Source organism: Paractinoplanes brasiliensis (assembly GCF_004362215.1).
GTDB classification, from domain to species: domain Bacteria; phylum Actinomycetota; class Actinomycetes; order Mycobacteriales; family Micromonosporaceae; genus Actinoplanes; species Actinoplanes brasiliensis.
The window spans coordinates 4,264,643-4,290,946 of sequence record NZ_SNWR01000001.1; the positions used below are offsets into that span (position 1 = coordinate 4,264,643).

Genomic DNA, 26,304 nt, shown 5'->3' on the forward strand with positions numbered 1-26,304 from the left:
GTGATCGGACTTAAGTACTGCAACGTTGTATAGTGCGTCTTCGTGCCGCCGGGTCTCAAGGATGTCGCCGCGCGGGCCGGAGTGTCCATCAAGACGGTCTCCAATGTCGTCAACGGGTATGTGCACGTGGCCCCGGCGACGCGCGCCCGGGTGCAGGCGGCGATCGAGGCGCTCGGCTACGTGCCCAACCTCGCCGCCCGGCAGCTGCGCAGCGGCCGATCAGGGGTGATCGCGCTGGCCGTGCCCGAGCTGCAGTCACCGTACTTCGCGGAGATCGCCGGGCTGATCGTGCAGGCAGCCGAGCGCCGGTCGTGGACCGTGTTGATCGACCAGACCGACGGGCACGCCGAACGCGAACGCAACCTGGTCGCGGGCCTGCGCCGGCACGCCATCGACGGTCTGATCTTCAGCCCACTGGCCCTGGCGGGCGAGGAGCTGGCGCCGCCCGCCGGCACCCCCATGGTGCTGCTCGGCGAGCGGGTGTGGCACGGGCCGGCCGACCACGTGGCGATCGACAACACGTCGGCCGCGGCCGACGCCACCCGCCACCTGACCTCGCTCGGCCGCCGCCGCATCGCCGCGATCGGCGTCCAGGACAAGCCCTCGGCGGTGACGGCCCACCAGCGCCTGGCCGGTTATCGGGCGGCGCTGGCCGAGGCGGGGCTGGCCGCCGACCCGGCGCTCGAGATGCCCGCCGACGGCTTCCACCGCGCCGACGGCGCCGCGGCAATGGCCCGGCTGCTCGACGCGGCCCGGCCGCCGGACGCGGTGTTCTGCTTCAACGACCTGCTCGCCCTCGGCGCGTTGCGCACGCTGCTGTCCCGCGGGGTCGCGGTGCCGGGCGACGTCGCGGTGATCGGCTTCGACGACATCGAGGACGGGCGTTTCTCGACGCCCACGTTGAGCACGATCGCTCCGGATGCCCCGCGGATAGCGCAGTTGGCCGTCGACCTGCTGGCCGAACGCCTGGGCGACGGTCCAGCGGCCTCGGGCGCTCCCCGGGAGCTTCGGGTGGATCATCGCCTGGTGATCCGCGAGAGCACCGCGGGCTGACTCCGCATTTCATCGGTGTTTCGAGATCTTTGCGTGGGGCTCTTTACAACGTTGAATCCAACGTTGTAAAAACGAGGAATGCCAGTGGCGCAGCTCACTCTCGACCCCGCGTTCCGGATCGCTCCCGTCGATCGCCGGCTCTTCGGCTCGTTCGTCGAGCACATGGGCCGGTGCGTCTACACCGGAATCTTCGAACCCGGGCACCCCTCGGCCGACGCCGACGGCCTGCGGACCGACGTGCTCGATCTCGTCCGCGAGCTCGGTGTCACCACCGTCCGCTACCCCGGCGGGAACTTCGTCTCCAACTACCGCTGGGAGGACGGCGTCGGCCCCCGCGGCGACCGTCCCCGCCGCCTCGACCTGGCCTGGCGCAGCCTTGAGAGCAACGCCTTCGGGCTCAACGAGTTCATGCGCTGGGCCTCGCTGGCCGGCGTCGAGCCGATGATGGCGGTCAACCTCGGCACGCGCGGGATCGAGGCCGCCGCCGAACTGGTGGAGTACTGCAACCTCGCCGACGGCACCGCAGCCGCCGATCTGCGCCGCAAGCACGGCGTCGCGCAGCCCCACGACGTACGGATGTGGTGTCTGGGCAACGAGATGGACGGCCCCTGGCAGATCGGCAGCCTGACCGCCGAGGAGTACGGCCGCCTCGCCACCCGGGCCGGGCACGCCATGCGCCGGGTCGACCCGAGCATCGAGCTGGTCGCCTGCGGCAGCTCCAACTCGGACATGCCGACCTTCGCGGCCTGGGAGGCGACAGTCCTCGAGCACGCGTACGACCAGGTCGACTACATCTCGCTGCACAGCTACTACGACCCCGAGAAGCACGACGACGCGAGCTTCCGGGCGTCCGCCGTCGACCTCGACGGCTTCATCGAGAACGTCGTCGCCACCGCCGACCACGTACGGGCCAAGCTGCGCCGCAACAAGCGGATCAAGCTCTCGCTCGACGAGTGGAACGTCTGGTACCAGTCGCGGTTCACCGAGCCCGAGGACCGCGGCATCGAGGAGGTTCCCGCGCTGATCGAGGACGACTACAACGGCACGGACGCCGTCGTCGTCGGCAACCTGCTGATCAGCATGCTGCGGCACGCCGACCGGCTCACCGTCGGGTGCCAGGCGCAGCTGGTCAACGTGATCGCGCCGATCCGCACCCGGGCCGGCGGCGAGGCCTGGCGCCAGACGATCTTCCACCCGTTCGCGCACACCGCCCGGCTCGCCCGGGGAACAGTGCTGCGCCCCGCCCTCACCAGTCCCTCGATGAGCACCGGACGTTTCGGCGACGTGCCCGCCGTGGACGCCGTGGCCACCCATGACGAGCAGAGCGACGAGCTCAACGTCTTCGTCGTCAATCGCGGCACCGAGCCGGTGCCGCTCGCCGTCGACCTGCGGGCCTTCCCGCGGCATCGGCTCACCCGGCACCTGACGCTCAGCTCCGACCGGCCCGAGCCCGTCGAGCAGGCGCCCTCCACAGAGATCCTCCTACCGCCCGTCTCCTGGCACGCGTTGTGCCTCACTCCCGAGGAGTCACGATGATCGATAAAAACCTCACCCGCCGGGGCGTACTCGGCCTCGGCCTGGGCGCCGGCGGCGCCGTGCTCCTCGGCGCCTGCGGCGACAGCGGCCCGAACGAGAAGGTCACCGGGGGCGGGCAGAACGCCGCGCCCGCCGCGACCTCGTACGACGGGCCCAACGTAGCGCTGGCCTTCTGGAACGGCTTCACCGGCGGCGACGGCCCGTTCATGAAGAAGCTGGTCGACCAGTTCAACACCGAGCACCCCAACATCAAGGTGTCGATGAACACCTATCAGTGGGCCGACTACTACCAGAAGACACCCGCCGCCGTGTCGACGGGCAACGGCCCCGACGTCGGCGTCATGCACGTCGATCACGTCGCCACGAACGCCGCCCGCGGGGTCATCCTGCCGTTGGAGGACCTGGCCAAGGCGCTGAACTTCAAGGCCGAGGACTTCTCGCCACCGGTCTGGAACGCGGGCGTCTACAACAACACCCGCTACGCGATCCCGCTGGACGTGCACCCGCTCGGCTTCTTCTACAACAAGTCGGTGATGGAGAAGGGCGGTCTCGACCCGGAGAAGCCGCCGACGAACAACGATGAGTACCAGGCGGCCCTGGAGGCGATGAAGGCCAAGGGCATCCAGGGCGACTGGGTCACCCCGTTCGAGTTCACCGGCAGCATGCAGTTCCAGTCGTTGCTCTGGCAGTTCGGCGGCAACCTCTTCGACGATCAGGGCACCAAGGCGCTCTTCGCCGAGCAGCCGGGCGTGCAGGCGCTGACCTGGATGACCGACCACATCAAGAACGGCTACAGCCCCAAGAACGTGGCCCAGGACGCCGACCTCATCGCGTTGCGCAACGGCAAGAACGCCTTCAACTGGAACGGCATCTGGACAATTAACACGCTCAAAGAGGACAAGAACCTCGAGTGGGGTGTGGCGCCGCTGCCGCAGATCGGGTCGCAGAAGGCCGCCTGGGCCGGTTCGCACCAGTTCGTGCAGTTCAAGCAGAAGGCCAAGGACGACAACAAGCTGGCCGCCGGCAAGGTCTTCATCAACTGGATCAGCCAGCACTCGATCGAGTGGGCCCGCGGCGGCCAGGTGCCGGCCCGCGCCGAGATCCGCAACGGCGCCGACTTCAAGGCCCTGCCCGAGCAGTCGGCCATCGGCACGCAGATCGACTACCTGCACTTCCTGCCGCCGAAGCCCGGCATCGCCGACGTGATGGCCACCATGGTCACCGCGATCAACGAGGCTGTCCTGGGTCGCAAGGAGCCGGCCAAGGCGCTGTCCGACGGCGCCGCCAAGGCCAACCAGCTCCTGGAGCAGAACGCCAAGAAGTATGGCAGCTGAGACCGCACTCACCCGTACGCCGCCGGTGCAGGCAGGGGAGGCCGGCGCCGGCGGCCGGGTGCGGCGTACGGGACCCCTGACGCCGTACCTGTTCCTGTTGCCGTACTTCGTCGTCTTCGCGACCTTCGTGCTCGTGCCGGCGGTGTACGGCCTGTGGATCAGCCTGCACGACTGGGATTATCTGCTGCCCGGCAAGCCGTTCGTGGGGCTGGACAACTACCAGGCGCTGTTCGACTCCAGCTCGGCGGTCTACAGCTTCTTCTGGGAGAGCATGTCGGCGACGGGCATCTTCACGCTGCTCAGCGTGCCGCTGCTGCTCGTCGTCCCGCTGCTGCTGGCGTTGCTGCTCAACCGCAGTTTCAAGGGCCGCACGATCTTCCGGGCCATCTACTTCGCCCCGTACGTGCTGGGGGTCGCCGTGATCGGCGTGCTCTGGCGCTTCCTGCTCGACCCGAACCTGGGTGTGGTCAACGCGATCCTCGGAGCGATCGGGCTGCCCGGTGACACGCCGTGGACGACCGCGCTGCCCTGGGCCTGGGTGACGCTGGTCGGCGTGACCGTGTGGTGGACGCTCGGCTTCAACGCCGTCATCTACCTCGCCGGGCTGCAGGACATCCCGCGGGAGCTGTACGAGGCGGCGCGCATCGACGGCGGCGGCAAATGGGCCGAGTTCCGGCATGTGACGCTGCCCGGCCTGCGCCCGGTGCTGCTGTTCGTCACGGTCAACACGATTTTGGTGTCGGCCAACATGTTCGGCCAGTCCTACCTGATCACGCAGGGCGCGCCGGGCACCGAGACCCGCACCGCGATCATGTACATCGCCCAGGTCGGCCTGAGCGACTACAAGATGGGCAGCGCCGCCGCGATGAGCTACCTGCTCACCGCGTGCCTGCTGCTGATCAGCCTGGTCGTGTTCCGCCTCTTCCGGGAGAAGGACTCATGAGACGCGTACGCCCGGTCGCCTGGTACACCGTCCTGATCGGACTGAGTCTGATCTTCATCGCGCCGCTCGTCTGGATGCTGCTCACCACGTTCAAGTCGCCCGGCGAGGCGACTCGGGTGCCGCCCACGGTGTTCCCCGAGGAACCCACGACGGGGGCCTTCGACACGCTGCTGGGCAACGACCAGACGCCGGTGCTGCGCTGGTTCCTCAACAGCGTGCTGGCCGCCACCGGTCAGGCCGTGCTCGTGCTGGCGATCGCGTCGATGGCCGCGTACGCCCTGGCCCGGCTCGAGTTCAAGGGCAAGCGCCTGATCTTCGGCATGATCATCGCGACGCTGTTCATCCCGAGCTTCGTGCTGATCATCCCGAACTTCCTGATCGTCGACCGGTTCGGCATGCTCGACACGTTGTGGGCCCTGGTCATCCCGGGGGCGGCGGGCGCGTTCGGGGTGTTCTTCCTGCGGCAGTTCTTCCTCAGCCTGCCCCGCGAGCTGGAGGAAGCGGCCGTGCTCGAGGGCGCGAACTCGTGGCAGATCTTCACCCGGGTCGTGCTGCCGCTGTCCAAGCCCGCCCTGGCCACGCTCGCGGTGATCAGCTTCCTGACCAACTGGAACGACTTCATCTGGCCGATCTACGTGCTGTTCAGCCCCGAGTCGTTCACGCTGCCGCCCGGCCTGGCCATCCTGCAGGGCGCCTACACGATCAACTATCCCGTGATCATGGCCGGCGCGCTGGTCGCCAGCATCCCGGTGCTGCTGCTGTTCGTGGTGGCGCAGCGGTATGTGATCGAGGGAGTCTCCCGTTCCGGCCTGAAAGGATGATCATGCGACGCCTGACAGCCGCGCTCGCCGCGGTGATCACGCTGCTGGCTCTGACGGCCGGCGCCCGCGTCCCCGTTCCCGCCTCGGCGTCGTTCGCGGACACCTTCGCCGACCCGGTGATCGTCCGCGGCGACGACGGCTTCTACTACGGTTTCGGCACCACCGACCCGCTGCGCGAGGGCGAGAAGGTCGCGCACCGCATCCCGATCGCGCGCTCGGCCGACCTGCGGAACTGGAAGTACGTGGGTGACGCGTTCGGCGACCTGCCCCCGTACGCGGCGGCGAACGCCTCGCTGTGGGCGCCCGACGTCCGCAAGATCGGGAACCGCTGGGTCCTGTACGCGACGGTCACCGAGACGACGACAGCGGAGGGCGCCTCGGCGATCGGGGTGGCTACCGCGCCCAAGCCGACCGGACCGTGGACGTGGGCCCCGCAACCCGCCGTGCCCCCGAGGGAAGCGCCGGGCGGAGGCTGGTGGTGGACGTTCGACCCGGCCCAGCTGACCACGCCGGAGGGCAAGAAGTACCTCTACTACGGCAGCTACTTCGGCGGGATCTGGGTCAGTGAGCTCACCTCCGACGGGTTGCGGATCACCGGGAACCCGACGCGCGTGGCCATCGACAACAAATTCGAGGGCGCGTACGTCGTACGGCGGAACGGTTTTTACTACCTGTTCGCCTCGTCGGCCAACTGCTGCGCCGGCCCGACCACCGGGTACTCCGTCTCGGTGGGCCGGTCGAAGAGCCCGCTCGGCCCGTTCACCGACCGCGACGGCCAGCGGCTCGACGTCTCGCGGGCCGGTGGCACGCCGGTGATCGCCCCCAACGGCAACCGCTGGGTCGGCACCGGCCACAACGGACTGATCACCGATGGGCACGGCCAGGACTGGTTCGTCTATCACGCGATCGACCGCGCCGACCCGTACCTGGACGAGCCGTTCGGCATCAACGAGCGGCCGATGCTGATCGACCGGCTGGACTGGATCGGCGGCTGGCCCACGGTGAACCGCGGGGCCTGGGCCTCCGACGGCCGGGACACCCCGTCGGCCCGCATCCCCGAGCCGGGCAAGCCGATCTTCATCGAGGAGTTCAACGACCTGAAACCCGGCTGGAGCTGGGTGCGTCAGGATCCGGCGGTCACGGTCAGTGGGGGACAACTGCGCTGGCCCGTACAGGGGGCCGACCTGACCGGCGCCTCGAACAACGCCGGCGTGCTGCTGCGAACCCCGCCGACCGGCCGGTGGATCGCTGAGACCAAGGTGACAGTGCCGCTCGGTGAGGACACTGTGCGCAACTATCAGCAGGCCGGGATCATCGCGTACGCCGGTGACGACCTCTTCGCGCGCCTCAGCACCGTGGCGATCTGGAACACGCGGCAGGTCGAGTTCGGCAAGGAGATGCCGTACGCGGACGCCCTCTCGTACGGGGGGACGATCGCCGGGACGCCGGGTCTCACGACGACGTGGCTCCGGCTGGCCCACCACGTGGATCCGGTCAACGGTGAACACGAGTACCGGGCCGGTGTGAGCCGGGACGGCAAGCACTGGACGTGGGGCGGGGTGTGGACGCTGCCCGCCGGCAGCAACCCGCGCATCGGTCTGGTGGCACACGGCGGAGCGGAGCCCGCGGTCACGGCATCGTTCGACTACCTGCGGTTCTCCAAGTGGTAGGAGGGAGTCGCGGGCGCAGTGGCAGGACGTCGTCTGCGGGGTGGGGCGGCGTGACAGGGCGGGCGGCGCGTCAAGGCGGTGGCGGGGCGTGGTTCGTGGCACGGCGGCTGCTGTTGGTCGGCGCGCTGCTCGCCGGCGGCTGCTCGTCCGGCGAGTCGCCCACTGCTACCGCTTCTCCCACTCCTCCCGTCTCCCCCACTGCTGACAAATCGGAAATGTCGGAAGCGAGGCAGGGTGTGAACTTCACGAATCCGGTGTACAACAGCAACTTCCCGGATCCGGGGGCGCTTCGGGTCGGCGAGACCTGGTATGCGTACGGGACGAACGGCCCCGCCGGCAATGTGCCCGTCCTGACCTCGCCCGACCTCGTCACCTGGACACCCGCGGGCGACGCCCTGCCCCAGGTCGGCAAGTGGGCCACGCCCGGCAACACCTGGGCGCCCGAGGTGATCGAGGGTCCGGGCGGCACGTACCTGCTCTATTACACGGCCCGATCCACCGCCACCGACCGCCAGTGCATCGGTGTTGCCACCGCTGACCAGCCCGGCGGTCCCTATGTCGACGGGTCGGACGCGCCGCTCGTCTGCCAGGCCGGCGAGGGCGGCTCGATCGACGCCAGCCCGTTCACCGACGACAACGGCGACCGCTGGCTCTACTGGAAGAACGACGGCAACGCGATCGGAGAGCCGACCTACCTCTACGGCGCCCGGCTCACCGAGGACGGACGCAGGCTCAGCGGCGAGCCGAAACGCCTGCTCGTCAACGACGCCGGCTGGGAGGCGCACGTCATCGAGGCGCCGCAGATGGTGCGGCACGACGGCAAGCTCTACCTGTTCTATTCGGCCAACGCGTTCGACAAGGAGGAGTACGCCCTCGGCTACGCCACCTGCGAGGGCCCGCTCGGCCCGTGCGTCAAGGCGGCGGAGAATCCGATCCTGCACACGTCACCGGCGGCGGCCGGGCCCGGTCACGGCTTCCTGGTGACCACCCCGGCCGGCGAGTCGTGGCTGCTCTATCACGCGTGGCCGCCCAGCGCGGTCGGCAGCGTCGAACCCGGCCGGCTGCTCTGGCTCGACCGGGTGGACTGGGTCGACGGCCGTCCCGTGGTGAAAGGTCCGACCGCGGAGGAGCAGAAGGCGCCCGCCTAGGGCTTGTCGCGTTCGGTGGCCTCCTCGATGGCGCCGGTGATCGCGCCGGTGAGGTCGTCGGCGGGCACGGCGATCTTCTCGCCGTCGTTCTCCTCGGCTCCCGGCTCGGGCTCGGGCGCGGTGGCCCCGCCGCCGAAGCCGAACTCGTTGGGCTCGTCGTGTTCCTGCTGCTGAGAAGTGGTCATGCAGCACCGGTTACCCGGCCGGGGCGCGACCTAAAGCTTCCCGGCGCCCGGCCCCGCTGTGACGGTCCATGCAGTCGGGGGTGTGAAACCCGATTGCGCGTACGCCTCCTCGACCGCCGCCGTGACAACGTCCGCCCTGTCCGCGTCGATCAGCGCCAGCACACAGCCGCCGAAGCCGCCCCCGGTCATCCGGGCGCCGTACGCCCCGGCTGCGAGGGCCGTGTCGACGGCGAGGTCGACCTGGGTCACGGTGATCTCGAAGTCGTCGCGCATCGAGGCGTGCGAGGCGGTGAGCAGCGGCCCGATCTCGCGCACCTGTCCGGCCCGCAGCAGGCCGACCGTGGCCAGCACCCGGTCGTCCTCGGTGACGATGTGCCGCACCCGGCGGCGCATGACCTCGTCGTCGAGGCGGGCCAGGGCGTCGTCGAGCTGGGCGCCGGTGATGTCGCGCAGCGCCGGCACGCCGAGGATGCGGGCGGCCTCCTCGCACGACTTGCGGCGGGCGCCGTACTCCCCGTCGACGTGCTGGTGCGGGGCGTTGCTGTTGATCACCAGGATGGCCAGCCCCTGTGCGGCCAGGTCGAACGGAATCTGCTCGACCTCGTAGGACCGGCAGTCGAGGAACAGCGCGTGCCCCTCGCGGCAGCGGATCGACGCCGACTGGTCGAGGATGCCGGTAGGGGCGCCCACGTACTCGTTCTCGGCGCGCTGGGCGAGCCGGGGGCGCTGTTCCACCGGCAGGTCGAGCCCGCCCAGGTCGACCAGGGCGGTGAGCACCGACGACTCGAGCGCGGCGGACGACGACAGGCCCGAGCCCAGCGGCACGTCGGAGTCGATGGCGATGCGCGCGCCGGGCACGTTGTGGCCCGCTTCCACCAGCGCCCAGACGACGCCGGCGACGTAGGCCGCCCAGCCGGTCACCTCGCCCGGCTCGGTGTGGCCGAAACTGATCGCCTCGTCCTGGAACGTCGAGCACACCGTCCACTCGCCGGCGGGGGCCGGGCCGACCGCGGCCACCGTGCGCTGCGGCAGCGCGAAGGGCAGCACGAAGCCGTCGTTGTAGTCGGTGTGCTCGCCGATCAGGTTGACCCGGCCGGGCGCCGCCCACAGCCCGCTCGGCTCGGCGCCGTACTGCTTGCGGAACGCCTCGAGGGCGTTCATGCGACGTGCGAGCGGTAGAAGGACCAGGCATCGCTGATCATGGCCTGCAGCGTGTTCTTTTCCGGCACCCAGCCCAGTTCCTCGCGGGCCAGGGCCGACGACGCGACCAGCGTTGCCGGGTCGCCCTCGCGGCGCGGCGCGATCTCGACCGGCAGCTCGACGCCGGTGACCTCGCGGGCCACCTCGACGACCTGCCTGTTGGAGAAGCCGTTGCCGTTGCCCAGGTTGTAGATGCGGTGCTCGCCGGCGGTGGCCGCGTCGAGCGCGAGCAGGTGGGCCCGGGCCAGATCCTGTACGTGGATGTAGTCGCGCACGCAGGTGCCGTCGGCGGTGGGGTAGTCGTCGCCGAAGATCTGCAGTTTCTCCCGCTTGCCCGCGGCGACCTGCAGGGTGATGGGGATGAGGTGGGTCTCGGGGTCGTGGCGCTCGCCGATCTCGTGCCCGTCGGCGATGTAGGCTCCCGCGACGTTGAAGTAGCGCAGCGAGACGGCGGCCAGGTTGTGCGCGAACGCCTCGGAGGTGAGCGCGTGGTCGAAGGTCAGCTTGGTGGCGCCGTACGTGTTGGTCGGCGCCTTGACCGCGTTCTCGGTGATCGGCAGCTCGACCGGGTTGCCGTAGACGGCGGCGGTGGAGGAGAAGATGAACCGCGGCACCCCAGCGGCGCGCACGGCGTCGAGCAGGGCGAGCGACTTCACCACGTTGTCGTGCCAGTACTTCTCGGGCTTGGTCATCGACTCGCCGGCCGCGATCAGCCCGGCGAAGTGCAGCACCGCGTCGAACCCGGAGCCCGGGGTGAGCACCTGGGCGGCGTCGGCGATGTCGGCCTCGACGAAGGTGGCCTCGGGCGCGACCGCGCTCCGGAAACCGGTGACGAGGTTGTCGAGCACGGTGACCTCGTGGCCCGCGTCCAGCAGCAGTCGGCTGGTGACGCTGCCGACATAGCCGGCGCCCCCGGTGACGAGCAGTTTCACGGCGCGCTACCCCTTTGCAGAGAGTTGTCCCGACGAGCGTAGTGGGCCGCCGGGCTACCGAAGAGGTTCCACCAAGCTCGATCAAAAGTCAACACTTTCAAACATCTCCCGTACTCGCTGACGCCGCTCGCGACGCCTTCGGTGGGACTGTCACAATGGTCGGCATGTCCGATGTCGCCCGCCGCCCTCGCGTGCTTTCCGGCATTCAGCCGACTGCCGACTCGTTCCACCTCGGCAACTATCTCGGCGCCGTACGCAACTGGGTGGCGCTGCAGGAGACCCACGACGCGTACTACTGCGTGGTCGACCTGCACGCGATCACGATGGGGCACGACCCGGTGGCCCTGCGCAACCGCACGCGCATCTCGGCCGCCCAGCTGCTGGCGCTCGGCCTCGACCCCGACCGGTGCACGCTGTTCGTCCAGTCCCACGTGCCCGAGCACGCTCAGCTCGGCTGGGTGCTCAGCTGCATCACCGGTTTCGGCGAGGCCGGCCGCATGGTGCAGTTCAAGGACAAGTCGGCCAAGGCCGCCGACACCACCACGGTGGGCCTGTTCACCTACCCCATCCTGCAGGCGGCCGACATCCTGCTCTACCAGGCCGATCAGGTGCCCGTGGGCGAAGACCAGCGGCAGCACCTCGAGCTGACCCGCGACCTCGCGCAGCGGTTCAACACGCGCTTCGGCCGCACGTTCACGATCCCGTCGCCGTTCATCCTCAAGGACACTGCCAAGATCACCGATTTGCAGGACCCGACGGCCAAGATGTCGAAGTCGGCCTCCTCGCCCAACGGCATCATCGAGCTGCTGGAAGACCCGGCGCGTTCGGCCAAGAAGATCAAGTCGGCGGTCACCGACACCGGCCGCGAGATCCTTTACGACGAGGAGAACAAGCCCGGCGTCAGCAACCTGCTCACGATCTATGCCGCGCTCACCATGCGGACCATAGACGAACTGCTCGAGCAGTACGAGGGCCGCGGCTACGGCGACCTCAAGAAAGATCTGGCCGAGATCGTGGTCGACTTCGTCAAGCCGATCCAGGAGCGCACCCGGGCCTACCTGGAGGACCCGGACCACCTCGACAAGGTGCTCGCGGTCGGCGCCGAGAAGGCCCGCGCGGTCGCCTCGGTGACGCTCGGCGAGGCGTACCAGAACATCGGTTTTCTCAGCCCCACGCGTGGAGCCTGACTCCGTTGTCCGACCCCTCCCTGACCCGCATCGGCGTCGCAATCGACATCCCCGAGCCCTGGGGTGAGCTGCTCACCCAGCGCCGGGCCGCGGCCGGTGACCCGCAGGCCGCGTACACGCCGGCCCATGTGACGCTGCTCGGCCCGACCGAGGTGCGCACCGAGGCCCTGCCCCGCATCGAGAAGCACCTCGAGGCGGTGGCCGCGGATCAGGCGCCGTTCACCATCCACCTGCGCGGCACGGGCACGTTCCGGCCGGTCACCGAGGTGGTCTTCGTGACCCTGGCCGTCGGGATCAGCGAGTGCGAGATGCTGGCCGAGGCGATCGTGAGCTCCGACGACGTGCAGCGCGGCTCCCGCTTTCCCTACCACCCGCACGTGACGGTGGCCCAGGACGTGCCGGCCGAGGCGCTGGACGCGGCCTTCGACGACCTCGCCGGCTTCTCGGCGAGGTTCCCCGTGCCGGCCTTCACCCTGTTCTCGCACGGCGGCGAAGGCCCCTGGAAACGCCGGCGCGACTATCGCCTGGGCAGTGCCGGTCGCTGACGACGTGACGTCGGTTACGGTCGGCGCGTGAATCCGATCGATCGGGCCTACGAGGCGGCCGAGTCTCGTGTCATGTGGCTTCGCCACCGGTCCCGCTATTTCGATCACTTCAGCCGGGCCATCGTCCGCTACACCGACGTGCAGGGCGGGCGGCTCGCGGCGGCGATCGCGTACTACGGCTTCTTCGCCGTGTTCGCGCTGCTGCTGATCGGCTATTCGATCTTCGGCATCCTGCTGAACAACAATCAGGACCTGTTCGACGTCGTGCGCGACTTCCTCCGGGAGAACCTGCCGTTCCTCGACGTGCAGGCGATCCTGGAGAGCGGCAGGACGGTCGGCATCGTCGGCATCATCGGCCTGACCTTCACGGGCATCGCCTGGGTTGAGGCGATCCGCTCGTCGCAGCGGCTGATCTGGCGCCTCAACGAGCAGCCCGGCTACATCGGCGTACGGCAGGCTCTCGACCTGCTGGTGCTGCTCGGCGTGCTGATGTTGCTGGCGCTGTCCCAGCTCGCCGTCTACGGCCTCGAGCTGCTGCTCGAATGGATGGCGGACGGCCTCGTGCAGTCCACCGTCGAGATCCTGCTGCGGATCGCGGTCAACATGCTGCTGGCGGCGGCGTTGCTGGCCGCGGTGCCGAGGCTGCGCATGACCGTGCGGCGGATGGCCCCGCCCGTGCTGCAGGTCGGCATCGGGCTCATGCTGCTCAACACGGTGGGCAAGTCGTTCGTGGGTCTGGTGCAGCGGAACCCCGCGTACGGTCTGGTCGGTTCGGCCGTCGGCGTGCTGGTCTACCTGTACGTCTTCAACCAGCTGCTGCTGTTCGGGGCGGCCTGGGCGGCGACCAGTCCGCACGGCCGGGTGGTCGACCTGTCAGCTGATGATAAAAATGCCCCTGTGGGACAAAATACCTGGATTCGGCACACCAGCCCGGAATGATGGCCCCGTGGGCACTCTCGTGACGTTGGACCTGCCGGCCGGTTCGCCGGTGGCCGACCTTCCCTGGGTCATCACGATCGGCTCGATCGGCGACGAGGAGGACTGGGAGCCGGTGGTCTGCGGGCCGTACGAGCGGGCCCACGCGCTCGCGCTGGCCCAGGCCGTGGTGGCCGACGAGCAGCTGATGGCGGTGGTCGAGCCGCTGCTGCCCCGCCCCGACGCCGAGGCCATCCGCGACGAGATCGAGCTGGCCCGCGCCGCCGTCGAGGCGCCCGGTGGCGACGCCGACGCCGAGACGGTCGAGGAGTACGAGACCCGGCGGGTGCGCCCCGGCCGGCCGCCGACCCGGGACGAGGTCCGCGCGGGCTGGTCGCGGATAGCCGCCCGCCTGACCACCGTCTGAGGTTTCTCCGCAGCTGGACCGCTCCGTCTCAGGGGCCGTAGAGCGTGCGGACCCCGCGCAGGAACGACTCCTTGTCCGGGTTGCCGAGCAGCAGGCGCTGCAGCGCGTAACCGGGGAGCAGGGCGAAGACCGCACCCGCCACGTCGTCGACGTCGGTTTCCGGCGGCAGCTCCCCGCTCTCGACGGCGTGCTCCACCAGGACCCGCACACTGCCGCGGAGCGCCGAGTAGCGGTCATGAGCGATCGTCCGGATGGCCGGGTCGATCATCGCCTCGCTCCAGATGTGCAGAGCGATCGGCAGGGCGCCACCCGGACCGGTCTGTGCGTCGATGACGTCCAGCAGGAGCCGCAGCGACTCGAGCAGCGACAGCCGGCGGCTCGCGATGCGGTCGATCGCGGCCTGGATGCCGCCCACGACCCCGTCGGCGATCGCCGCGATGATCTCGTCCTTGGATTTGAAGTAGCGATAGACCGCGCCCACCGACAGGCCGGCTTCCTTGATCAGGTCCTGCATCGACGTGTTGTGCAGCCCCTTGCGCAGGAAGCAGGCGCGGGCCGCGGCGAGGATCTGCTCGCGGCGGGCGGTCAGGTGATCTTCGGAGACACGTGGCACGCCCCACATCATAAAACGAACGCTCGTTCTTGACGAACGCGTGTGGGCCGGAACATGCTGAGCTGATAAAGAACGAGCATTCGTTTTAGGAGGAATGATGCGACGCTCACCAGTGGTTGCCGGGACGCTCATCGCGATCGTCGTGGTGGCCGTTCAGGCACTTCTCGTCCCGCTCTTCGCTGCTCCAGCCGCCAACCTCGCGCCCCGCGACCTACCGATCGCGATCGCGGCCCCGAACGGTGGCGCGGCCCCGAACGGTGGCGCGGCCCCGAACGGTGGCGCGGCCCCGAACGGTGGCGCGGTCTCGAACGGTGGAGCGGCCGACGGCGCAACGGTGGATGGTGGGGCCGCAGATCAGTCGCCGGCCAGTGGCGGGGCGGCGAACGGGCCTGCCGGTGGCGCAGCCGCGATTGCGGCTCGGCTGGAGGCTGAGCACCCGGGCGCGTTCGCTGTCACGTTCGTTGCTGACGGGCCGGCCGCCGATGCCGCGATCAAGGACCGTGAGGTCTACGGGGCGATCGTCATGAACGCCGCCGGGCCCGAGGTGCACGTCGCCTCGGCTGCCTCTCCGACCGTTTCGGCGCTGCTCACGCAGGCCGTGGCTGGGACGGGCGCGCAGGTGCGTGACGTCGTGCCGCTCGACGTGGACGACCCCCGGGGCGCCGGGTTCGCGGCCGGTTTCTTGCCGCTGGCCATCACCAGCCTGCTCGTCGGGGCCCTGGTCTTCCTGTTCGTCCGGCAGCGGGTGGCCCGCCTTGTGGCGCTGCTCGGCTACGGGGTCCTGGCCGGCTTTGCGGTCGCCGCGGTCCAGCAGGGCTGGCTCGGCATCCTGCCCGGCGACAACCTGCTCGTCGCGGCCGCGCTGGGTCTGTTCGCGCTGGCCGTCGCCGCCGCCATGACCGGGCTCGCGGCCGTGCTCGGGCACGGCGGTCTGGGCCTCGGTGCCCTGGTCATGTTCCTGGTCGGCAACGCGCTGGCGGGCATCGCGGCCGCCCCCGAGTTGCTGCCGCAGCCGTGGGGCGAGATCGGGCAGTGGCTTCCGATCGGCGCCGGCGCCTCGCTTCTGCGGTCGGCCGCTTACTTCGACGGCGCGGGCGCTGCCCAGGCCGTCGCGGTCCTCACCGCGTACGCGGGAACGGGGTTGATCTTGACTGTGCTCGGCCGCCGAGGGCTGATGGCGGCTCCGAAGGCCGGCCCGGTGCCCGCCGAGGCCCGCGAGGAGCTCGTGCCGGCGCGCTGAGATAGTGGCCGCATGGTCATCTCGAAGCGATGGGCGGTCTTCCTGACGGCGGTCGGGGTCTGGACGTGGGCCATCTGGCCCCGGTTCGGCCTGGCCATCTGGCAGGACGACCGCTCTTTCGCCGGCGGGCGGCCGACCTCTTTCCTGATCGTGCACGCCTTGCTGATCACGGCTTCGCTGGCCATCGGCACCACCGTCGGCGTGCTCGGCGTAAAAGCGTGGCGGAAGTCCTGACCGCGCCGCAAGGTTTCTTCTCTGTTACTCCCGCCACCGTTGATTTGCCGCACTAACGGATAGAAGCGACGACCCGAGCGCCGCCCGATTGCGCGCAGATAACGGTGCGCCAACAGTCCGGTCCAAAGTGCCTCGGACGTTCTGGCCTGCGACTACGCTCCCGCGGTGAAGACTCACCGACAAGTGTCGGTGTGCGTTGGAAGGAGGGCGTCTTGCGCCCAGTACGTGGGAACCGGATCGTGGCGATTCTCGCGGCGGGTGGGCTGACGCTCGCCGCCGCCGCCTGTAGCGACGCTCCCGACGAGACTCCCGCCGGCGGCACCCAGAGTGGCGCTGCCGCCGCTGCATACAAGGCTTGCATGGTCACCGACACCGGTGGCATCGACGACAAGTCGTTCAACGCCTCCGCGTGGGCCGGCCTCCAGGCCGCCAAGACCGAGGTGCCCGCGGTCGACCCGAAGTACGTCGCGTCGACCGCCGAGGCCGACTACGAGCCCAACCTGCGGGGCTTCGTGACCCAGAAGTGCAACTTCATCCTCTCGGTCGGCGGCCTCATGGGCGACGCCACCAAGGCCGTCGCCGCGCAGAACACGTCGCAGCAGTTCGGCATCGTCGACAGCGCGATCGCCGACGCGAAGAACGTCTACCCGATGCAGTTCGCCACCCAGGAGGCCGCGTTCCTGGCCGGTTACCTGGCTGCGGGCTATTCCAAGAGCGGCAAGGTGGCCACGTTCGGCGGCCTCAAGATCCCGCCGGTGACCATCTTCATGGATGGTTTCGCCGACGGCGTGGCGCAGTACAACAAGGCCAAGGGCAAGAACGTCCAGGTGCTCGGCTGGGACAAGGCGAAGCAGAACGGCAGCTTCGCCGAGGACTTCGCCAGCCCGGCCAAGGGCAAGGCGCTGGCCAACACGTTCGTCGCCCAGGGCGCCGACGTGATCATGCCGGTTGCCGGTGGCACCGGCCTGGGTGCGGCCGAGGTCGCCAAGGGTTCCAGCGGCAAGGTCTCGATCATCTGGGTCGACCAGGACGGCTGCAAGAGCGCCGCGCAGGACTGTGAGGTCTTCCTGACCACTGTGGTCAAGAACATCTCCGACGCGGTGAAGCAGGCCGTCGTCACCGGCGCCAACGGCCAGCCGCTCGAGTCCACCCCGGGCTACCTGGGCACGCTGAAGAACAACGGTGTCTCGCTGGCCCCGTACAACCAGTTCGAGAGCAAGATCGACCAGACCCTGAAGGACGAGGTCGAGAAGCTCAAGTCGGACATCATCGCGGGCACCGTCAAGGTCGAGTCGGCCAGCGCCCCGGCCTGACGATTCGCTGGGTAACATTCCGGCCGCCGCCCGGCTGCGAGATTTTCTCGCGGCCGTGCGGCGGTTCCGGTTGTTCGACAAAGTTCTCATAGGCGCCGAAGTCAGGAGATTCCGCTGAGACTCGAACTGCGCGGCATCACCAAGCGCTTCGGCGACCTGGTGGCCAACGACCACATCGACATCACCGTCGAGCCCGGCGAGGTGCACGCCCTGCTGGGCGAGAACGGCGCCGGCAAGTCGACGCTGATGAACCAGCTGTACGGCCTGCTCCAGCCCGATGAGGGCGAGATCCTGGTCGACGGTGAGAAGAAGGTCTTCCGCAGCCCCCGCGACGCCATCGCCGCCGGCATCGGCATGGTCCATCAGCACTTCATGCTGGTTCCCGTCTTCACCGTGGCCGAGAACATCGCGCTCGGCGCCGAGGAGACCCGCGGCGGACCGCTCGGCTGGCTCGACCGCCGCCGAAGCCGGCGCGAGGTGCTCGAGACCTCGGAGCGTTACGGCCTGCCGGTCGACCCCGACGCCCTGGTGGAGAACCTGCCCGTCGGCGCGCAGCAACGGGTCGAGATCGTCAAGGCGCTGACCCGCGACGTCGACCTGCTCATCCTGGACGAGCCGACGGCCGTGCTGACCCCGCAGGAGACCGACGAGCTGCTCGCGGTCATGCGCTCGCTGGCCGAGACCGGCAAGTCGATCGTCTTCATCACCCACAAGCTGCGCGAGGTCAAGGCCATCGCCGACCGGATCACCGTGATCCGCCGTGGCCGCACGGTCGGCATCGCCACCCCCGACACCTCCGAGGACGAGCTGGCGGCGCTCATGGTCGGCCGCGAGGTCAGCCTCGAGGTCACCAAGACCCCGGCCGAACCCGGCAGTGAGGTGCTCAAGGTCTCCGGCCTGATCGTCGACGACGACCGGGGCGTGCACGCGGTCGCCGGTGTGGACCTGGTGGTGCGCTCGGGCGAGGTGCTCGGCATCGCCGGTGTGCAGGGCAACGGCCAGACCGAGCTGGTCGAGGCGATCATGGGCCTGCGGGAGATCCGGGCGGGCTCGATCGAGCTCGAGGGCAGGAACCTGGCCGGTCGCACCACCAAGCAGGTGCTGCGGGCCGGCGTCGGCTACATCCCCGAGGACCGCAGCCACGACGGCGTCGTCAAGGACTTCACGGTCGCCGAGAACCTCGTGCTCGACCTCTACGACCGGGCGCCGTTCGGCAACAGCCTGCGGCTCAACCCCAAGGCGATTGACGAGTCGGCCCAGGAACGCGTGGCGCAGTTCGACATCCGTACGCCGTCACCGCGGTCCGCCGTCGGCACGCTCTCCGGCGGCAACCAGCAGAAGGTCGTTGTCGCCCGCGAGATGTCCCGCCCGCTCAAGCTGATGGTCGCCGCCCAGCCGACCCGCGGGGTGGACGTGGGCTCGATCGAGTTCATCCACAACCAGATCATCCACGAGCGGGACGTCGGCACCGCCGTGCTGGTGGTGTCGAGCGAGCTGGACGAGGTGGTCGGCCTGGCCGACCGCATCGCGGTGATGTATCGCGGCCGGATCCTGGCGGTCGTCTCGCCGGACATGCCCCGTGAGGAGATCGGTCTGCTGATGGCCGGCGTAGTGACGCAAGAAGCAGAGGACGCGGAGTGACCACCGAAGCCCCGGAACAGCCGGAGAAGAAAGAGGAGCAGCAGAAAGAGGAGTCCTTCTTCGGTCTCTTCCTGCACAACCTCTGGTCGGCCAACACCGTCGTCGTGACGTTCCTGTCGATCCTGCTGGCGCTGATCATCGGCGCGGTGCTGATCGTCATCTCGGACTCCGAGGTGCTCGCGACGTTCTCGTACTTCACCGCCCGGCCCAGCGACGCGCTCACCGCGAGCTGGGATCTGATCAGCCACGCGTACGCCGACCTGTTCAAGGGCGCGATCTTCGACCCGGCCGCCGTGCAGGCGTGGTTCAGCGGCAGCGGCGACTGGAAGACGGCGCTCAACCCACTGTCCGAGACCCTCACCTACGCCGCCCCGCTGGTCTTCACCGGCCTCGCGGTCGCGGTTGCCTTCCGCGGCGGCCTGTTCAACATCGGCGCCCAGGGCCAGGCGGTCATCGGCTGCGTCACCGCCGGGGTGGCCGGCTTCGCCATCGGGCTTCCGCCCGTCCTGCACCTGATCGTCGCGCTGGTCGCCGGCGTGGTCGGCGGCGCGCTCTGGGGCTTCGTGCCCGGCCTGCTCAAGGCCCGCACCGGCGCCCACGAGGTGATCACCACGATCATGCTCAACTACACGGCGACGCTCTTCCTCGGCTGGCTGATCCTGCAGAACGGCGTGCAGGACCCGGACCGCACAGACGCCGTCAGCAAGACGATCGACACCACCGCCGGGCTGCCCGCCCTGCCCGCGCCGTTGCGCGTGCACCTCGGCATCGTGCTCGCGGTGCTGGTCACCGCCGGGGTCGCCTGGATGATCAACCGGTCGTCGTTCGGCTTCGAGCTGCGCGCCGTCGGCGTCAACCCGCCCGCCGCCAAGACCGCCGGGATGAGCGTGGCCCGCACCTACATCATGCTGATGGTGGTGGCCGGTGGCCTGGCCGGCCTGGGCGGCGCCGTACAGGTGCTCGGCACCGCCGAACGGCTGACCGGTCAGGTGGCCGGCAACATCGGCTTCGACGGCCTGCTGGTGGCCCTGCTGGGCCGCAACAAGCCGTGGGGCGTGCTGTTCGCCGCGATGCTCTACGGCGGACTGCGCGCGGGCGGCAACCTGATGCAGGTCGACGTGGGCGTCTCGCTCGAGCTGGTCACCGTCCTGCAGGCCCTCATCGTGATCTTCATCGCGGCCCCCGCCCTGGTGAAGGCGATCTTCCAGCTCCGCAATGCGCGCACCGCGCGGCTCGGCGCATCCATGGCGAAGGGTTGGTGAGCGGAGTGTCGACCGCAACCGTGGAAGACCTGACCGAGGCCACGGCCCCCGACAGGTTCTGGAACCGGCAGCGCCGGCTCGGCGTCGCGCTCGTCGTCATCGGGCTGATCGCCGCCGTGATCTTCGGATCGCTCGCGGAGTCGGCGACGGCCCGCTTCACCGTCAGCGAGGACGCCGAGGGCGCCGCGCTGCAGATCAACGGCCAGTTCGGCGCCATCCTGTTCGGCATCGTCACCATCGCCACCGGCGCCGCCCTGATCGCCGGTGTGGCCAAGCGGTGGCAGACCCTGCTGCTCAGCGTCGGCATCGTGACCTTCGTCTTCTCGTTCCTGTGCTGGCAGGTGGCGGGCAAGTTCCTTCCGCTGGTCGACACGGCCAGCGGCTCACTGGAACTGGCACTGCCGCTGATTCTGGGCGCGCTGGCCGGTGTGCTGTGCGAGCGTTCCGGCGTGGTCAACGTGGCCATCGAGGGGCAGTTCCTGATGGGCGCGTTCGGGGCCGCTCTGGTGGGCACCCTGGCCACCAGCGTGTGGGCCGGCCTGATCAGCGCCGTCGTCGGCGGTGTGATCATCGCCTCGCTGCTGGCCGTGCTGGCCATCCGTTTCCTGGTCGACCAGGTCGTCGTCGGCATCGTGCTCAACCTGCTCGCGCTGGGCATCACCGGCTTCCTCTACGAACGGCTCATGCAGCCCGACGCGTTGAAGTACAACTCACCGCCGCGGCTGCCCGAGTGGCGCATCCCCGGGCTGGCCGACATCCCCGTGATCGGGCCGGTGCTGTTCGAGACCAACCTGCTGGTCTGGCTGGCGCTGGCGCTGGTCATCGTCATTCACTTCGGCCTCACGCGCACCCGCTGGGGCCTGCGGACCCGCGCGGTCGGCGAGCACCCCACGGCGGCCGACACCGTCGGCATCCGGGTCCGGGGCCTGCGGTACATGAACGTGCTCATCGGTGGCGTCGTGGCCGGCGCCGGTGGCGCGTACTTCACGCTGGTCTCGACCGGCGCGTTCAACAAGAACATGACCGCGGGCGCGGGCTTCATCGCGCTGGCCGCCCTGATCTTCGGCCGCTGGACCCCGTTCGGGGCGCTGGGCGCGGCCCTGTTCTTCGGCTTCGCCCAGAAACTGGCGAACTACCTCAGCGCGGTCGGCAGCCCGGTGCCCAACCAGTTCCTCAACATGCTGCCGTACCTCGCGACGATCATCGCGGTGGCCGGTCTCGTCGGCCGGGTCCGTGCGCCCGCGGCGGACGGCGTGCCGTACGTGAAAAACTGAATCCCATGGAGATCGACTGGGCCGGGCTGCGCGCCGCGGCCACCGAAGCCATGCGGCACGCGTACGCGCCCTACTCCGACTTCCCGGTCGGAGCGGCGGCGCTGGTGGACGACGGCCGGTTGGTCGTCGGGTGCAACGTCGAGAACGCCTCCTACGGCGTCGGGTTGTGCGCCGAGTGCGGGCTGGTCAGCCAGCTGCACCTGACCGGCGGCGGGCGCCTGGTCGCGTTCTCGTGCGTCGACGCCACCGGCAGCCCGCTGATGCCGTGCGGCCGCTGCCGCCAGCTGCTGTGGGAGAACGGCGGGCCCGAGCTGCTCGTCGAGTGGCACACCGGGCCGCTGCGCATGGCCGAGCTGCTGCCCCACGCCTTCGGCTTCGAGGATCTGGAACGTGTCAACAACCTCAAGACCGGTCCCGAGGTCCCCACCGAACTGGCCAAATGGCGCGGCCGGGGCACCGTTTTCGTACATCCGGACCTGTCCGGGGGCGAGACTGTCTGGACCGGCTACTGGGAACGGTCCGCAGGCGCCGGGGAGGTCGAGAAGGGCGTGCTCCAGGAAGGCCCGAACTTCGCCACGGCGGGCGAGGCGGTCGCCTGGGGCCGCGTACGCACCCCGCGGGTCGTCGTGGTGAACGCCGAGGGCGGCTTGGCCTGGGCCGGTGAGGGCGCACCGCCCGAGGGCATTCCGGACTCGTGGGAAGAGGGCAGCAATGACTGAGTTCGCCGCGGTCGACGTGATCCGGGCCAAGCGGGACGGGCACACGCTCAGCGACGCCCAGATCGACTGGGTGGTCGACGCGTACACCCGGGGTGCGGTCGCCGACGAGCAGATGTCCGCGCTGGCCATGGCCATCCTGCTGCGCGGCATGACCCCGGCCGAGATCGCCCGCTGGACGGCCGCGATGATCGCCAGCGGCGAGCGGCTCGACCTCTCCGCGGTCACCCGCCCGACCGCCGACAAGCACAGCACCGGCGGCGTCGGCGACAAGATCACGCTGCCGCTGACCCCGCTGGTCGCCGCGTGCGGGGCCGCCGTGCCGCAGCTGTCCGGCCGCGGCCTCGGCCACACCGGCGGCACGCTCGACAAGCTCGAGTCGATCCCCGGTTGGCGCGCGTCGATCAGCAACGACGAGTTCAAGCGGCAGCTGCAGGACGTCGGCGCGGTCATCTGCGCCGCCGGTGAAGGCCTGGCCCCGGCCGACCGCAAGCTCTACGCGCTGCGCGACGTCACCGGCACGGTCGAGGCGATCCCGCTGATCGCCAGCTCGATCATGAGCAAGAAGATCGCCGAGGGCACCGGCGCGCTCGTGCTCGACGTCAAGGTCGGCTCCGGCGCGTTCATGAAGGACCTCGACACCGCCCGCGAGCTCGCGAGCACCATGGTGCGGCTCGGCAAGGACAGCGGCGTGAACACGATCGCGCTGCTCACCGACATGAACACGCCGCTCGGCCTGGCCGTCGGCAACGCGATCGAGGTCACCGAGTCGGTCGAGGTGCTGGCCGGTGGCGGGCCGCCGGATGTGGTGGAGCTCACCCTGGCCCTGGCCCGCGAGATGCTGGCCGCGGCCGGGATCGACGCCGACCCGGCCAAGGTGCTCGAGTCCGGCGCCGCGATGGACACGTGGCGGGCGATGATCCGGGCCCAGGGCGGCGACCCGGAGGCCCCGCTGCCGGTCGCGCGCGAGACCGAGGTGCTGCGGGCCTCGGCCGACGGGGTGGTGACCTCGGTCGACGCGTACGGGATCGGACTGGCCGCCTGGCGTCTGGGCGCCGGCCGGGCCCGCAAGGAGGATCCGGTCAGCTTCGGCGCCGGGGTGCTGCTCAAGGTCAAGCCGGGCGACGAGGTCCGCGCCGGCGACGTGCTCCTGGAACTGCGCGCGGACGATCCCGACCGGATCCCCGCAGCCCGCACGACTGCTGCCGAAGCGGTTGTCATCGGTGCGGAGCAACCCAGTTCTACAAATTTGGTGCTCGACCGCATAGCCTGACGCACCATGCAGAAGGCCGCACCCGACCCGCGCGCCGTTCGCGAAGCGAGCCTCGACGAACTGGCGCGTCTCGGACTGCCGCTACCCCCGCCCGGCTTCCCGCTGATCTGGGAGCCGGGCGACGCGATCGAGTTGCGCCCCACAGCCGACATCGAGGCGCGGGCTGCCGTGCTGCACGTCGTCGTGGCGCGCTGCTTCGGCATGCCGACCGAGGCCGCGATGAGCTGGCTGCTCGGGTCGCGCCTGGTCGACCTCGTCACACCGCCGGAGTGGCAGTTCGTGATCGGCGCCAAGGGCGATCATCGCTCGTTCGTGTTGCACCATGACGCCGTGTTCGCGCTGGCCTGGCTGCTGGGTCTGAGCCGGCATCTCGACCCGACCGCCGCGCCCGAGAGCAGGCTGATGTCGCAGATGCCCGATCTGCCGGCGGGGGAGACGTACGGGAATTGGCGGTCCCGATCGCTGATGTCCCCGCGCGACCCGATCGAGGCGGCCGTGCTTCTCGATCTCTACTACTGCCTGGACTGGGCTTTCCAGGAGGCGGAGCAGACGGGGTTGCCGCTGCCGGGCGAGGTCGACGGCAACGCGATCGGCCAGCGACGGTGGGCACTGGAGTGGGCGGTGATCTTTCACGGGCCGTACCACGACAAGCCCCCGGACTGGGAAGAAGTAGACCTGTCGGTCTAGGCCGGGCTGTACGTCGTCAGGCGCACCGAAGCTGTCATGTGGCTGGGCGTGGCCGGAGGATGCGGCACGTGGCGGGCGCTCGGGGTCATGCCGATCAGCGTGGCGGTCTCGACAGCGGTCAGGTCGAGCTCGCGACGTAGATCCAGCGTCTCCACCGGCTCGAAGCACCTGCCCAACGCATCCTGCACTCGCGCCTCTTTGTCCGGGTCGACCCGAATCAGCCCGTACGCGGAAATCAACTCGGCCAAATGATCCGGCGCGGGGGTGACAACGAGCAGGCGGCCGCCGGGGCGCAGCACGCGGTGGAACTCGGCGCCGTTGCGCGGGGCGAAGACGTTGACGACGACGTCGGCCACCCCGTCGGCCAGGGGGAGGGGCCGCCAGAGGTCGGCCAGCACGGCCGCCGCGCGATCGTGGGCACGGGCCGCCCGCCGCAGCGCCGGCTTGGACACGTCCAGGCCGAGCCCGACGGCGTCCGGCGTGGCGTCCAGCACCCGAGCCAGGTAGTGGCCGGTTCCGACGCCGGCATCCACGACCAGCTCAGCGGTGCCCGCCGCCGTGGCCAGGGCGTCGGCGATGAAGTCGTAGTGGCCGGCCGCCAGGAAAGCGGCCCGGTCGGTCACCATCTCGGCCGTGTCGCCCACGTGGGGCATCCGGCCCGCGGTCAGGTCGGCGTACCCCTGCTTGGCCATGTCGAAGCTGTGACCGGCGGGGCAGCGCAGCGACCGCTCGACCCGCGTGAGCCCCAGACGGCAGACCGGGCACCGCAGGTACGGCAATGCTCCGTCGATCATTGGTCCCCTGCCTCTAGGCTCGGCTGATGGCCGCCATCGCATTCTCCGACATCGTCGAAGCGCCGAAAGCGCTGCTGCACGACCACCTCGACGGTGGGCTGCGCCCCGCCACGATCATCGAGCTGGCCGATCAGGTGGGTCATGAGCTGCCCGCCACCGATCCGGTCGCGCTGGGCGAGTGGTTCGTCGCGGCGGCCGACTCCGGTTCGCTGGAACGCTACCTGGAGACGTTCGCCCACACGGTGGCGGTGATGCAGACCCCCGAGGGGCTGCACCGGGTGGCCAAGGAGTGCGCGCTCGACCTGGCGGCCGACGGCGTGGTCTACGCCGAGGTCCGTTACGCCCCGGAGCAGCATCTGGAGCGCGGCCTGTCGCTCGACCAGGTGGTCGACGCCGTGAACGCCGGCTTCGTCGAGGGTGCTGCCGAGGCCGCCGCTCAGGGCGCCCCGATCCGGGTCGGTGTGCTGCTGACCGCGATGCGGCACGCGGCCCGCTCGCAAGAGATCGCCGAGCTGTCCGTGCGGTACCGGGACGCGGGCGTGGTCGGTTTCGACATCGCCGGGGCCGAGGCCGGTTTCCCGCCCACCCGGCACCTCGACGCGTTCGAGTACCTCCAGCGTGAGAATTTCCACTTCACCATCCACGCGGGCGAGGCGTTCGGCCTCCCGTCGATCTGGCAGGCCATCCAGTGGTGCGGCGCCGACCGGCTCGGGCACGGCGTCCGGCTGGTCGACGACATCACCGGAACCCCGGCCGGCGGCGACGTGGTGCTCGGCCGCCTCGCGGCGTACGTGCGGGACAAGCGCATCCCGCTCGAGCTGTGCCCGTCGTCCAACGTGCAGACCGGCGCGGCCCCGTCGATCGCCGAGCACCCGATCGGGCTGCTGCACGATCTGCGCTTCCGGGTCACCGTCAACACCGACAACCGCCTGATGAGCGGCACGTCGATGTCCCGCGAGATGGCGCTGCTGTCGGAGGCGTTCGGGTGGGGCTGGAGCGAGCTGCAGTGGCTCACCATCAATGCCATGAAGTCGGCCTTCATCCCGTACGACGAACGGCTGGCGATCATCAACGAGGTGATCAAGCCCGGGTACGCGAAGCTGATCGGCTGACGACGTGATCTTGTTACAGGGCGCAGTCCGGGCGGCGACACTGCCGGTTCGGCGACACTGATCGTCCGTTCGGCCAGAATGGTCCCTACAAACACTGCGAAATCCGGCATCTCACCTTGCCGATCGTTCGCAACCGCGACATCGTTCCTCCTGCCGCGATCCTTTACGATCGTGCGCGGTCGTATCGGCGTACCCCCGCGCCGGGACGGCCCGACAGAGTGACACTGAGAAAAGTTCACATCTACAGTC

General features: G+C 69.7%; 26 protein-coding genes. 21 read left to right on the forward strand and 5 right to left on the reverse strand.

The window, feature by feature from the left end; genetic code table 11:
* Nucleotides 1–42: 42 nt before the first annotated feature.
* From C8E87_RS19235 to C8E87_RS19265, 7 genes are all read left to right on the forward strand, one after another.
* The gene (locus tag C8E87_RS19235; RefSeq protein ID WP_133874375.1) at nucleotides 43–1,053 is read left to right on the forward strand and encodes a LacI family DNA-binding transcriptional regulator; all 1,011 of its coding nucleotides are present in this window, start codon (nucleotides 43–45) and stop codon (nucleotides 1,051–1,053) included.
* A 78-nt stretch (nucleotides 1,054–1,131) separates the two neighbouring features.
* Nucleotides 1,132–2,589, forward strand: a complete 1,458-nt coding sequence (gene arfA, locus C8E87_RS19240) for an arabinosylfuranosidase ArfA (protein WP_133874376.1) — start codon at nucleotides 1,132–1,134, stop codon at nucleotides 2,587–2,589.
* Complete coding sequence (locus C8E87_RS19245) at nucleotides 2,586–3,923, forward strand: ABC transporter substrate-binding protein (protein ID WP_133874377.1); 1,338 nt, start codon at nucleotides 2,586–2,588, stop codon at nucleotides 3,921–3,923. Before arfA ends, C8E87_RS19245 begins: the two co-directional genes overlap by 4 nt.
* A complete protein-coding gene (locus C8E87_RS19250) occupies nucleotides 3,913–4,866 on the forward strand; it encodes a carbohydrate ABC transporter permease (protein ID WP_133874378.1) in 954 nt (317 codons plus the stop codon). The genes C8E87_RS19245 and C8E87_RS19250 overlap by 11 nt, the downstream gene beginning before the upstream one ends.
* Nucleotides 4,863–5,687, forward strand: a complete 825-nt coding sequence (locus tag C8E87_RS19255; RefSeq protein WP_133874379.1) for a carbohydrate ABC transporter permease — start codon at nucleotides 4,863–4,865, stop codon at nucleotides 5,685–5,687. Before C8E87_RS19250 ends, C8E87_RS19255 begins: the two co-directional genes overlap by 4 nt.
* Nucleotides 5,688–5,689: 2 nt before the next feature.
* A complete protein-coding gene (locus C8E87_RS19260) occupies nucleotides 5,690–7,357 on the forward strand; it encodes a glycoside hydrolase family 43 protein (protein ID WP_133874380.1) in 1,668 nt (555 codons plus the stop codon).
* Between the two features lie 236 nt (nucleotides 7,358–7,593).
* Nucleotides 7,594–8,505 carry a glycoside hydrolase family 43 protein gene (locus tag C8E87_RS19265; RefSeq protein WP_133874381.1) on the forward strand — a complete coding sequence of 304 codons (912 nt, stop codon included), beginning with the start codon at nucleotides 7,594–7,596 and terminating at the stop codon, nucleotides 8,503–8,505.
* Here C8E87_RS19265 and C8E87_RS19270 read toward each other — a convergent pair.
* Genes C8E87_RS19270 through galE form a run of 3 tightly spaced genes read right to left on the reverse strand, consistent with a single transcriptional unit; the run spans nucleotide 8,502 to nucleotide 10,822 of the window.
* Nucleotides 8,502–8,690: a hypothetical protein gene (locus tag C8E87_RS19270; RefSeq protein WP_133874382.1), complete on the reverse strand. Its 189-nt coding sequence runs from the start codon at nucleotides 8,688–8,690 to the stop codon at nucleotides 8,502–8,504. The genes C8E87_RS19265 and C8E87_RS19270 overlap by 4 nt on opposite strands.
* 30 nt (nucleotides 8,691–8,720) lie before the next feature.
* The gene (gene galK, locus C8E87_RS19275) at nucleotides 8,721–9,851 is read right to left on the reverse strand and encodes a galactokinase (RefSeq protein WP_133874383.1); all 1,131 of its coding nucleotides are present in this window, start codon (nucleotides 9,849–9,851) and stop codon (nucleotides 8,721–8,723) included.
* Nucleotides 9,848–10,822, reverse strand: coding sequence for a UDP-glucose 4-epimerase GalE (gene galE / locus C8E87_RS19280; protein WP_133874384.1), 975 nt, complete (start codon nucleotides 10,820–10,822; stop codon nucleotides 9,848–9,850). Before galE ends, galK begins: the two co-directional genes overlap by 4 nt.
* Nucleotides 10,823–10,986: 164 nt before the next feature.
* Here galE and trpS point away from each other — a divergent pair, with 164 nt between their 5' ends.
* The 4 genes from trpS to C8E87_RS19300 are packed head-to-tail and all read left to right on the forward strand — an operon-like array spanning nucleotide 10,987 to nucleotide 13,896.
* Nucleotides 10,987–12,009, forward strand: a complete 1,023-nt coding sequence (gene trpS / locus C8E87_RS19285) for a tryptophan--tRNA ligase (RefSeq protein WP_133874385.1) — start codon at nucleotides 10,987–10,989, stop codon at nucleotides 12,007–12,009.
* Between the two features lie 5 nt (nucleotides 12,010–12,014).
* Complete coding sequence (locus C8E87_RS19290; protein ID WP_133874386.1) at nucleotides 12,015–12,554, forward strand: 2'-5' RNA ligase family protein; 540 nt, start codon at nucleotides 12,015–12,017, stop codon at nucleotides 12,552–12,554.
* A gap of 27 nt (nucleotides 12,555–12,581) precedes the next feature.
* Entirely contained in the window at nucleotides 12,582–13,493 is a 912-nt protein-coding gene (locus C8E87_RS19295; RefSeq protein WP_133874387.1) for a YihY/virulence factor BrkB family protein, read from the forward strand.
* 7 nt (nucleotides 13,494–13,500) lie between these two features.
* Nucleotides 13,501–13,896 (forward strand): hypothetical protein, encoded by a 396-nt coding sequence (locus C8E87_RS19300; RefSeq protein WP_133874388.1) that lies wholly within the window; start codon nucleotides 13,501–13,503, stop codon nucleotides 13,894–13,896.
* Between the two features lie 28 nt (nucleotides 13,897–13,924).
* On the opposite strand, the gene C8E87_RS19305 is transcribed toward C8E87_RS19300, so the two are convergent.
* Nucleotides 13,925–14,509, reverse strand: coding sequence for a TetR/AcrR family transcriptional regulator (locus C8E87_RS19305; RefSeq protein WP_203720410.1), 585 nt, complete (start codon nucleotides 14,507–14,509; stop codon nucleotides 13,925–13,927).
* A 97-nt stretch (nucleotides 14,510–14,606) separates the two neighbouring features.
* On the opposite strand from C8E87_RS19305, the gene C8E87_RS19310 reads away from it, so the two are divergent.
* The 9 genes from C8E87_RS19310 to C8E87_RS19350 all read left to right on the forward strand — a co-directional run bounded on the left by C8E87_RS19310 (nucleotide 14,607) and on the right by C8E87_RS19350 (nucleotide 24,149).
* The gene (locus tag C8E87_RS19310; protein WP_239079800.1) at nucleotides 14,607–15,749 is read left to right on the forward strand and encodes a hypothetical protein; all 1,143 of its coding nucleotides are present in this window, start codon (nucleotides 14,607–14,609) and stop codon (nucleotides 15,747–15,749) included.
* A 12-nt stretch (nucleotides 15,750–15,761) separates the two neighbouring features.
* Nucleotides 15,762–15,983, forward strand: a complete 222-nt coding sequence (locus C8E87_RS19315; RefSeq protein ID WP_133874389.1) for an SCO4848 family membrane protein — start codon at nucleotides 15,762–15,764, stop codon at nucleotides 15,981–15,983.
* A gap of 212 nt (nucleotides 15,984–16,195) precedes the next feature.
* The gene (locus tag C8E87_RS19320; RefSeq protein ID WP_133874390.1) at nucleotides 16,196–17,296 is read left to right on the forward strand and encodes a BMP family lipoprotein; all 1,101 of its coding nucleotides are present in this window, start codon (nucleotides 16,196–16,198) and stop codon (nucleotides 17,294–17,296) included.
* A 159-nt stretch (nucleotides 17,297–17,455) separates the two neighbouring features.
* Nucleotides 17,456–18,937 carry an ABC transporter ATP-binding protein gene (locus tag C8E87_RS19325; protein ID WP_307870455.1) on the forward strand — a complete coding sequence of 494 codons (1,482 nt, stop codon included), beginning with the start codon at nucleotides 17,456–17,458 and terminating at the stop codon, nucleotides 18,935–18,937.
* Nucleotides 18,934–20,199 carry an ABC transporter permease gene (locus C8E87_RS19330; protein ID WP_133874392.1) on the forward strand — a complete coding sequence of 422 codons (1,266 nt, stop codon included), beginning with the start codon at nucleotides 18,934–18,936 and terminating at the stop codon, nucleotides 20,197–20,199. The genes C8E87_RS19325 and C8E87_RS19330 overlap by 4 nt, the downstream gene beginning before the upstream one ends.
* 5 nt (nucleotides 20,200–20,204) lie before the next feature.
* The gene (locus C8E87_RS19335; RefSeq protein ID WP_133876936.1) at nucleotides 20,205–21,473 is read left to right on the forward strand and encodes an ABC transporter permease; all 1,269 of its coding nucleotides are present in this window, start codon (nucleotides 20,205–20,207) and stop codon (nucleotides 21,471–21,473) included.
* Between the two features lie 5 nt (nucleotides 21,474–21,478).
* Nucleotides 21,479–22,192, forward strand: a complete 714-nt coding sequence (locus tag C8E87_RS19340) for a cytidine deaminase (RefSeq protein WP_133874393.1) — start codon at nucleotides 21,479–21,481, stop codon at nucleotides 22,190–22,192.
* Nucleotides 22,185–23,462 carry a thymidine phosphorylase gene (locus C8E87_RS19345; RefSeq protein ID WP_133874394.1) on the forward strand — a complete coding sequence of 426 codons (1,278 nt, stop codon included), beginning with the start codon at nucleotides 22,185–22,187 and terminating at the stop codon, nucleotides 23,460–23,462. The genes C8E87_RS19340 and C8E87_RS19345 overlap by 8 nt, the downstream gene beginning before the upstream one ends.
* Nucleotides 23,463–23,468: 6 nt before the next feature.
* Nucleotides 23,469–24,149: a DUF4272 domain-containing protein gene (locus tag C8E87_RS19350; protein ID WP_133874395.1), complete on the forward strand. Its 681-nt coding sequence runs from the start codon at nucleotides 23,469–23,471 to the stop codon at nucleotides 24,147–24,149.
* Here the strand turns inward: C8E87_RS19350 and C8E87_RS19355 are convergent.
* Complete coding sequence (locus C8E87_RS19355) at nucleotides 24,146–24,943, reverse strand: putative RNA methyltransferase (RefSeq protein WP_133874396.1); 798 nt, start codon at nucleotides 24,941–24,943, stop codon at nucleotides 24,146–24,148. The genes C8E87_RS19350 and C8E87_RS19355 overlap by 4 nt on opposite strands.
* Before the next feature lie 26 nt (nucleotides 24,944–24,969).
* Between C8E87_RS19355 and C8E87_RS19360 the strand changes: the two genes are divergently transcribed.
* Nucleotides 24,970–26,055, forward strand: coding sequence for an adenosine deaminase (locus tag C8E87_RS19360; protein WP_133874397.1), 1,086 nt, complete (start codon nucleotides 24,970–24,972; stop codon nucleotides 26,053–26,055).
* Nucleotides 26,056–26,304: the final 249 nt, after the last annotated feature.

What these genes read in the sequence shown, in the direction of transcription:
- C8E87_RS19350 (WP_133874395.1), top strand. Translation starts at nt 23,469, where the DNA reads ATGCAGAAGGCCGCACCCGACCCGCGCGCCGTTCGCGAAGCGAGCCTC.
- arfA (WP_133874376.1), top strand. Translation starts at nt 1,132, where the DNA reads ATGCCAGTGGCGCAGCTCACTCTCGACCCCGCGTTCCGGATCGCTCCC.
- galK (WP_133874383.1), bottom strand. Translation starts at nt 9,851, where the DNA reads ATGAACGCCCTCGAGGCGTTCCGCAAGCAGTACGGCGCCGAGCCGAGC.
- C8E87_RS19255 (WP_133874379.1), top strand. Translation starts at nt 4,863, where the DNA reads ATGAGACGCGTACGCCCGGTCGCCTGGTACACCGTCCTGATCGGACTG.
- C8E87_RS19260 (WP_133874380.1), top strand. Translation starts at nt 5,690, where the DNA reads ATGCGACGCCTGACAGCCGCGCTCGCCGCGGTGATCACGCTGCTGGCT.
- C8E87_RS19270 (WP_133874382.1), bottom strand. Translation starts at nt 8,690, where the DNA reads ATGACCACTTCTCAGCAGCAGGAACACGACGAGCCCAACGAGTTCGGC.
- C8E87_RS19310 (WP_239079800.1), top strand. Translation starts at nt 14,607, where the DNA reads ATGCGACGCTCACCAGTGGTTGCCGGGACGCTCATCGCGATCGTCGTG.
- C8E87_RS19355 (WP_133874396.1), bottom strand. Translation starts at nt 24,943, where the DNA reads ATGATCGACGGAGCATTGCCGTACCTGCGGTGCCCGGTCTGCCGTCTG.
- C8E87_RS19360 (WP_133874397.1), top strand. Translation starts at nt 24,970, where the DNA reads ATGGCCGCCATCGCATTCTCCGACATCGTCGAAGCGCCGAAAGCGCTG.
- C8E87_RS19315 (WP_133874389.1), top strand. Translation starts at nt 15,762, where the DNA reads ATGGTCATCTCGAAGCGATGGGCGGTCTTCCTGACGGCGGTCGGGGTC.
- C8E87_RS19250 (WP_133874378.1), top strand. Translation starts at nt 3,913, where the DNA reads ATGGCAGCTGAGACCGCACTCACCCGTACGCCGCCGGTGCAGGCAGGG.
- trpS (WP_133874385.1), top strand. Translation starts at nt 10,987, where the DNA reads ATGTCCGATGTCGCCCGCCGCCCTCGCGTGCTTTCCGGCATTCAGCCG.
- C8E87_RS19340 (WP_133874393.1), top strand. Translation starts at nt 21,479, where the DNA reads ATGGAGATCGACTGGGCCGGGCTGCGCGCCGCGGCCACCGAAGCCATG.
- C8E87_RS19345 (WP_133874394.1), top strand. Translation starts at nt 22,185, where the DNA reads ATGACTGAGTTCGCCGCGGTCGACGTGATCCGGGCCAAGCGGGACGGG.
- C8E87_RS19245 (WP_133874377.1), top strand. Translation starts at nt 2,586, where the DNA reads ATGATCGATAAAAACCTCACCCGCCGGGGCGTACTCGGCCTCGGCCTG.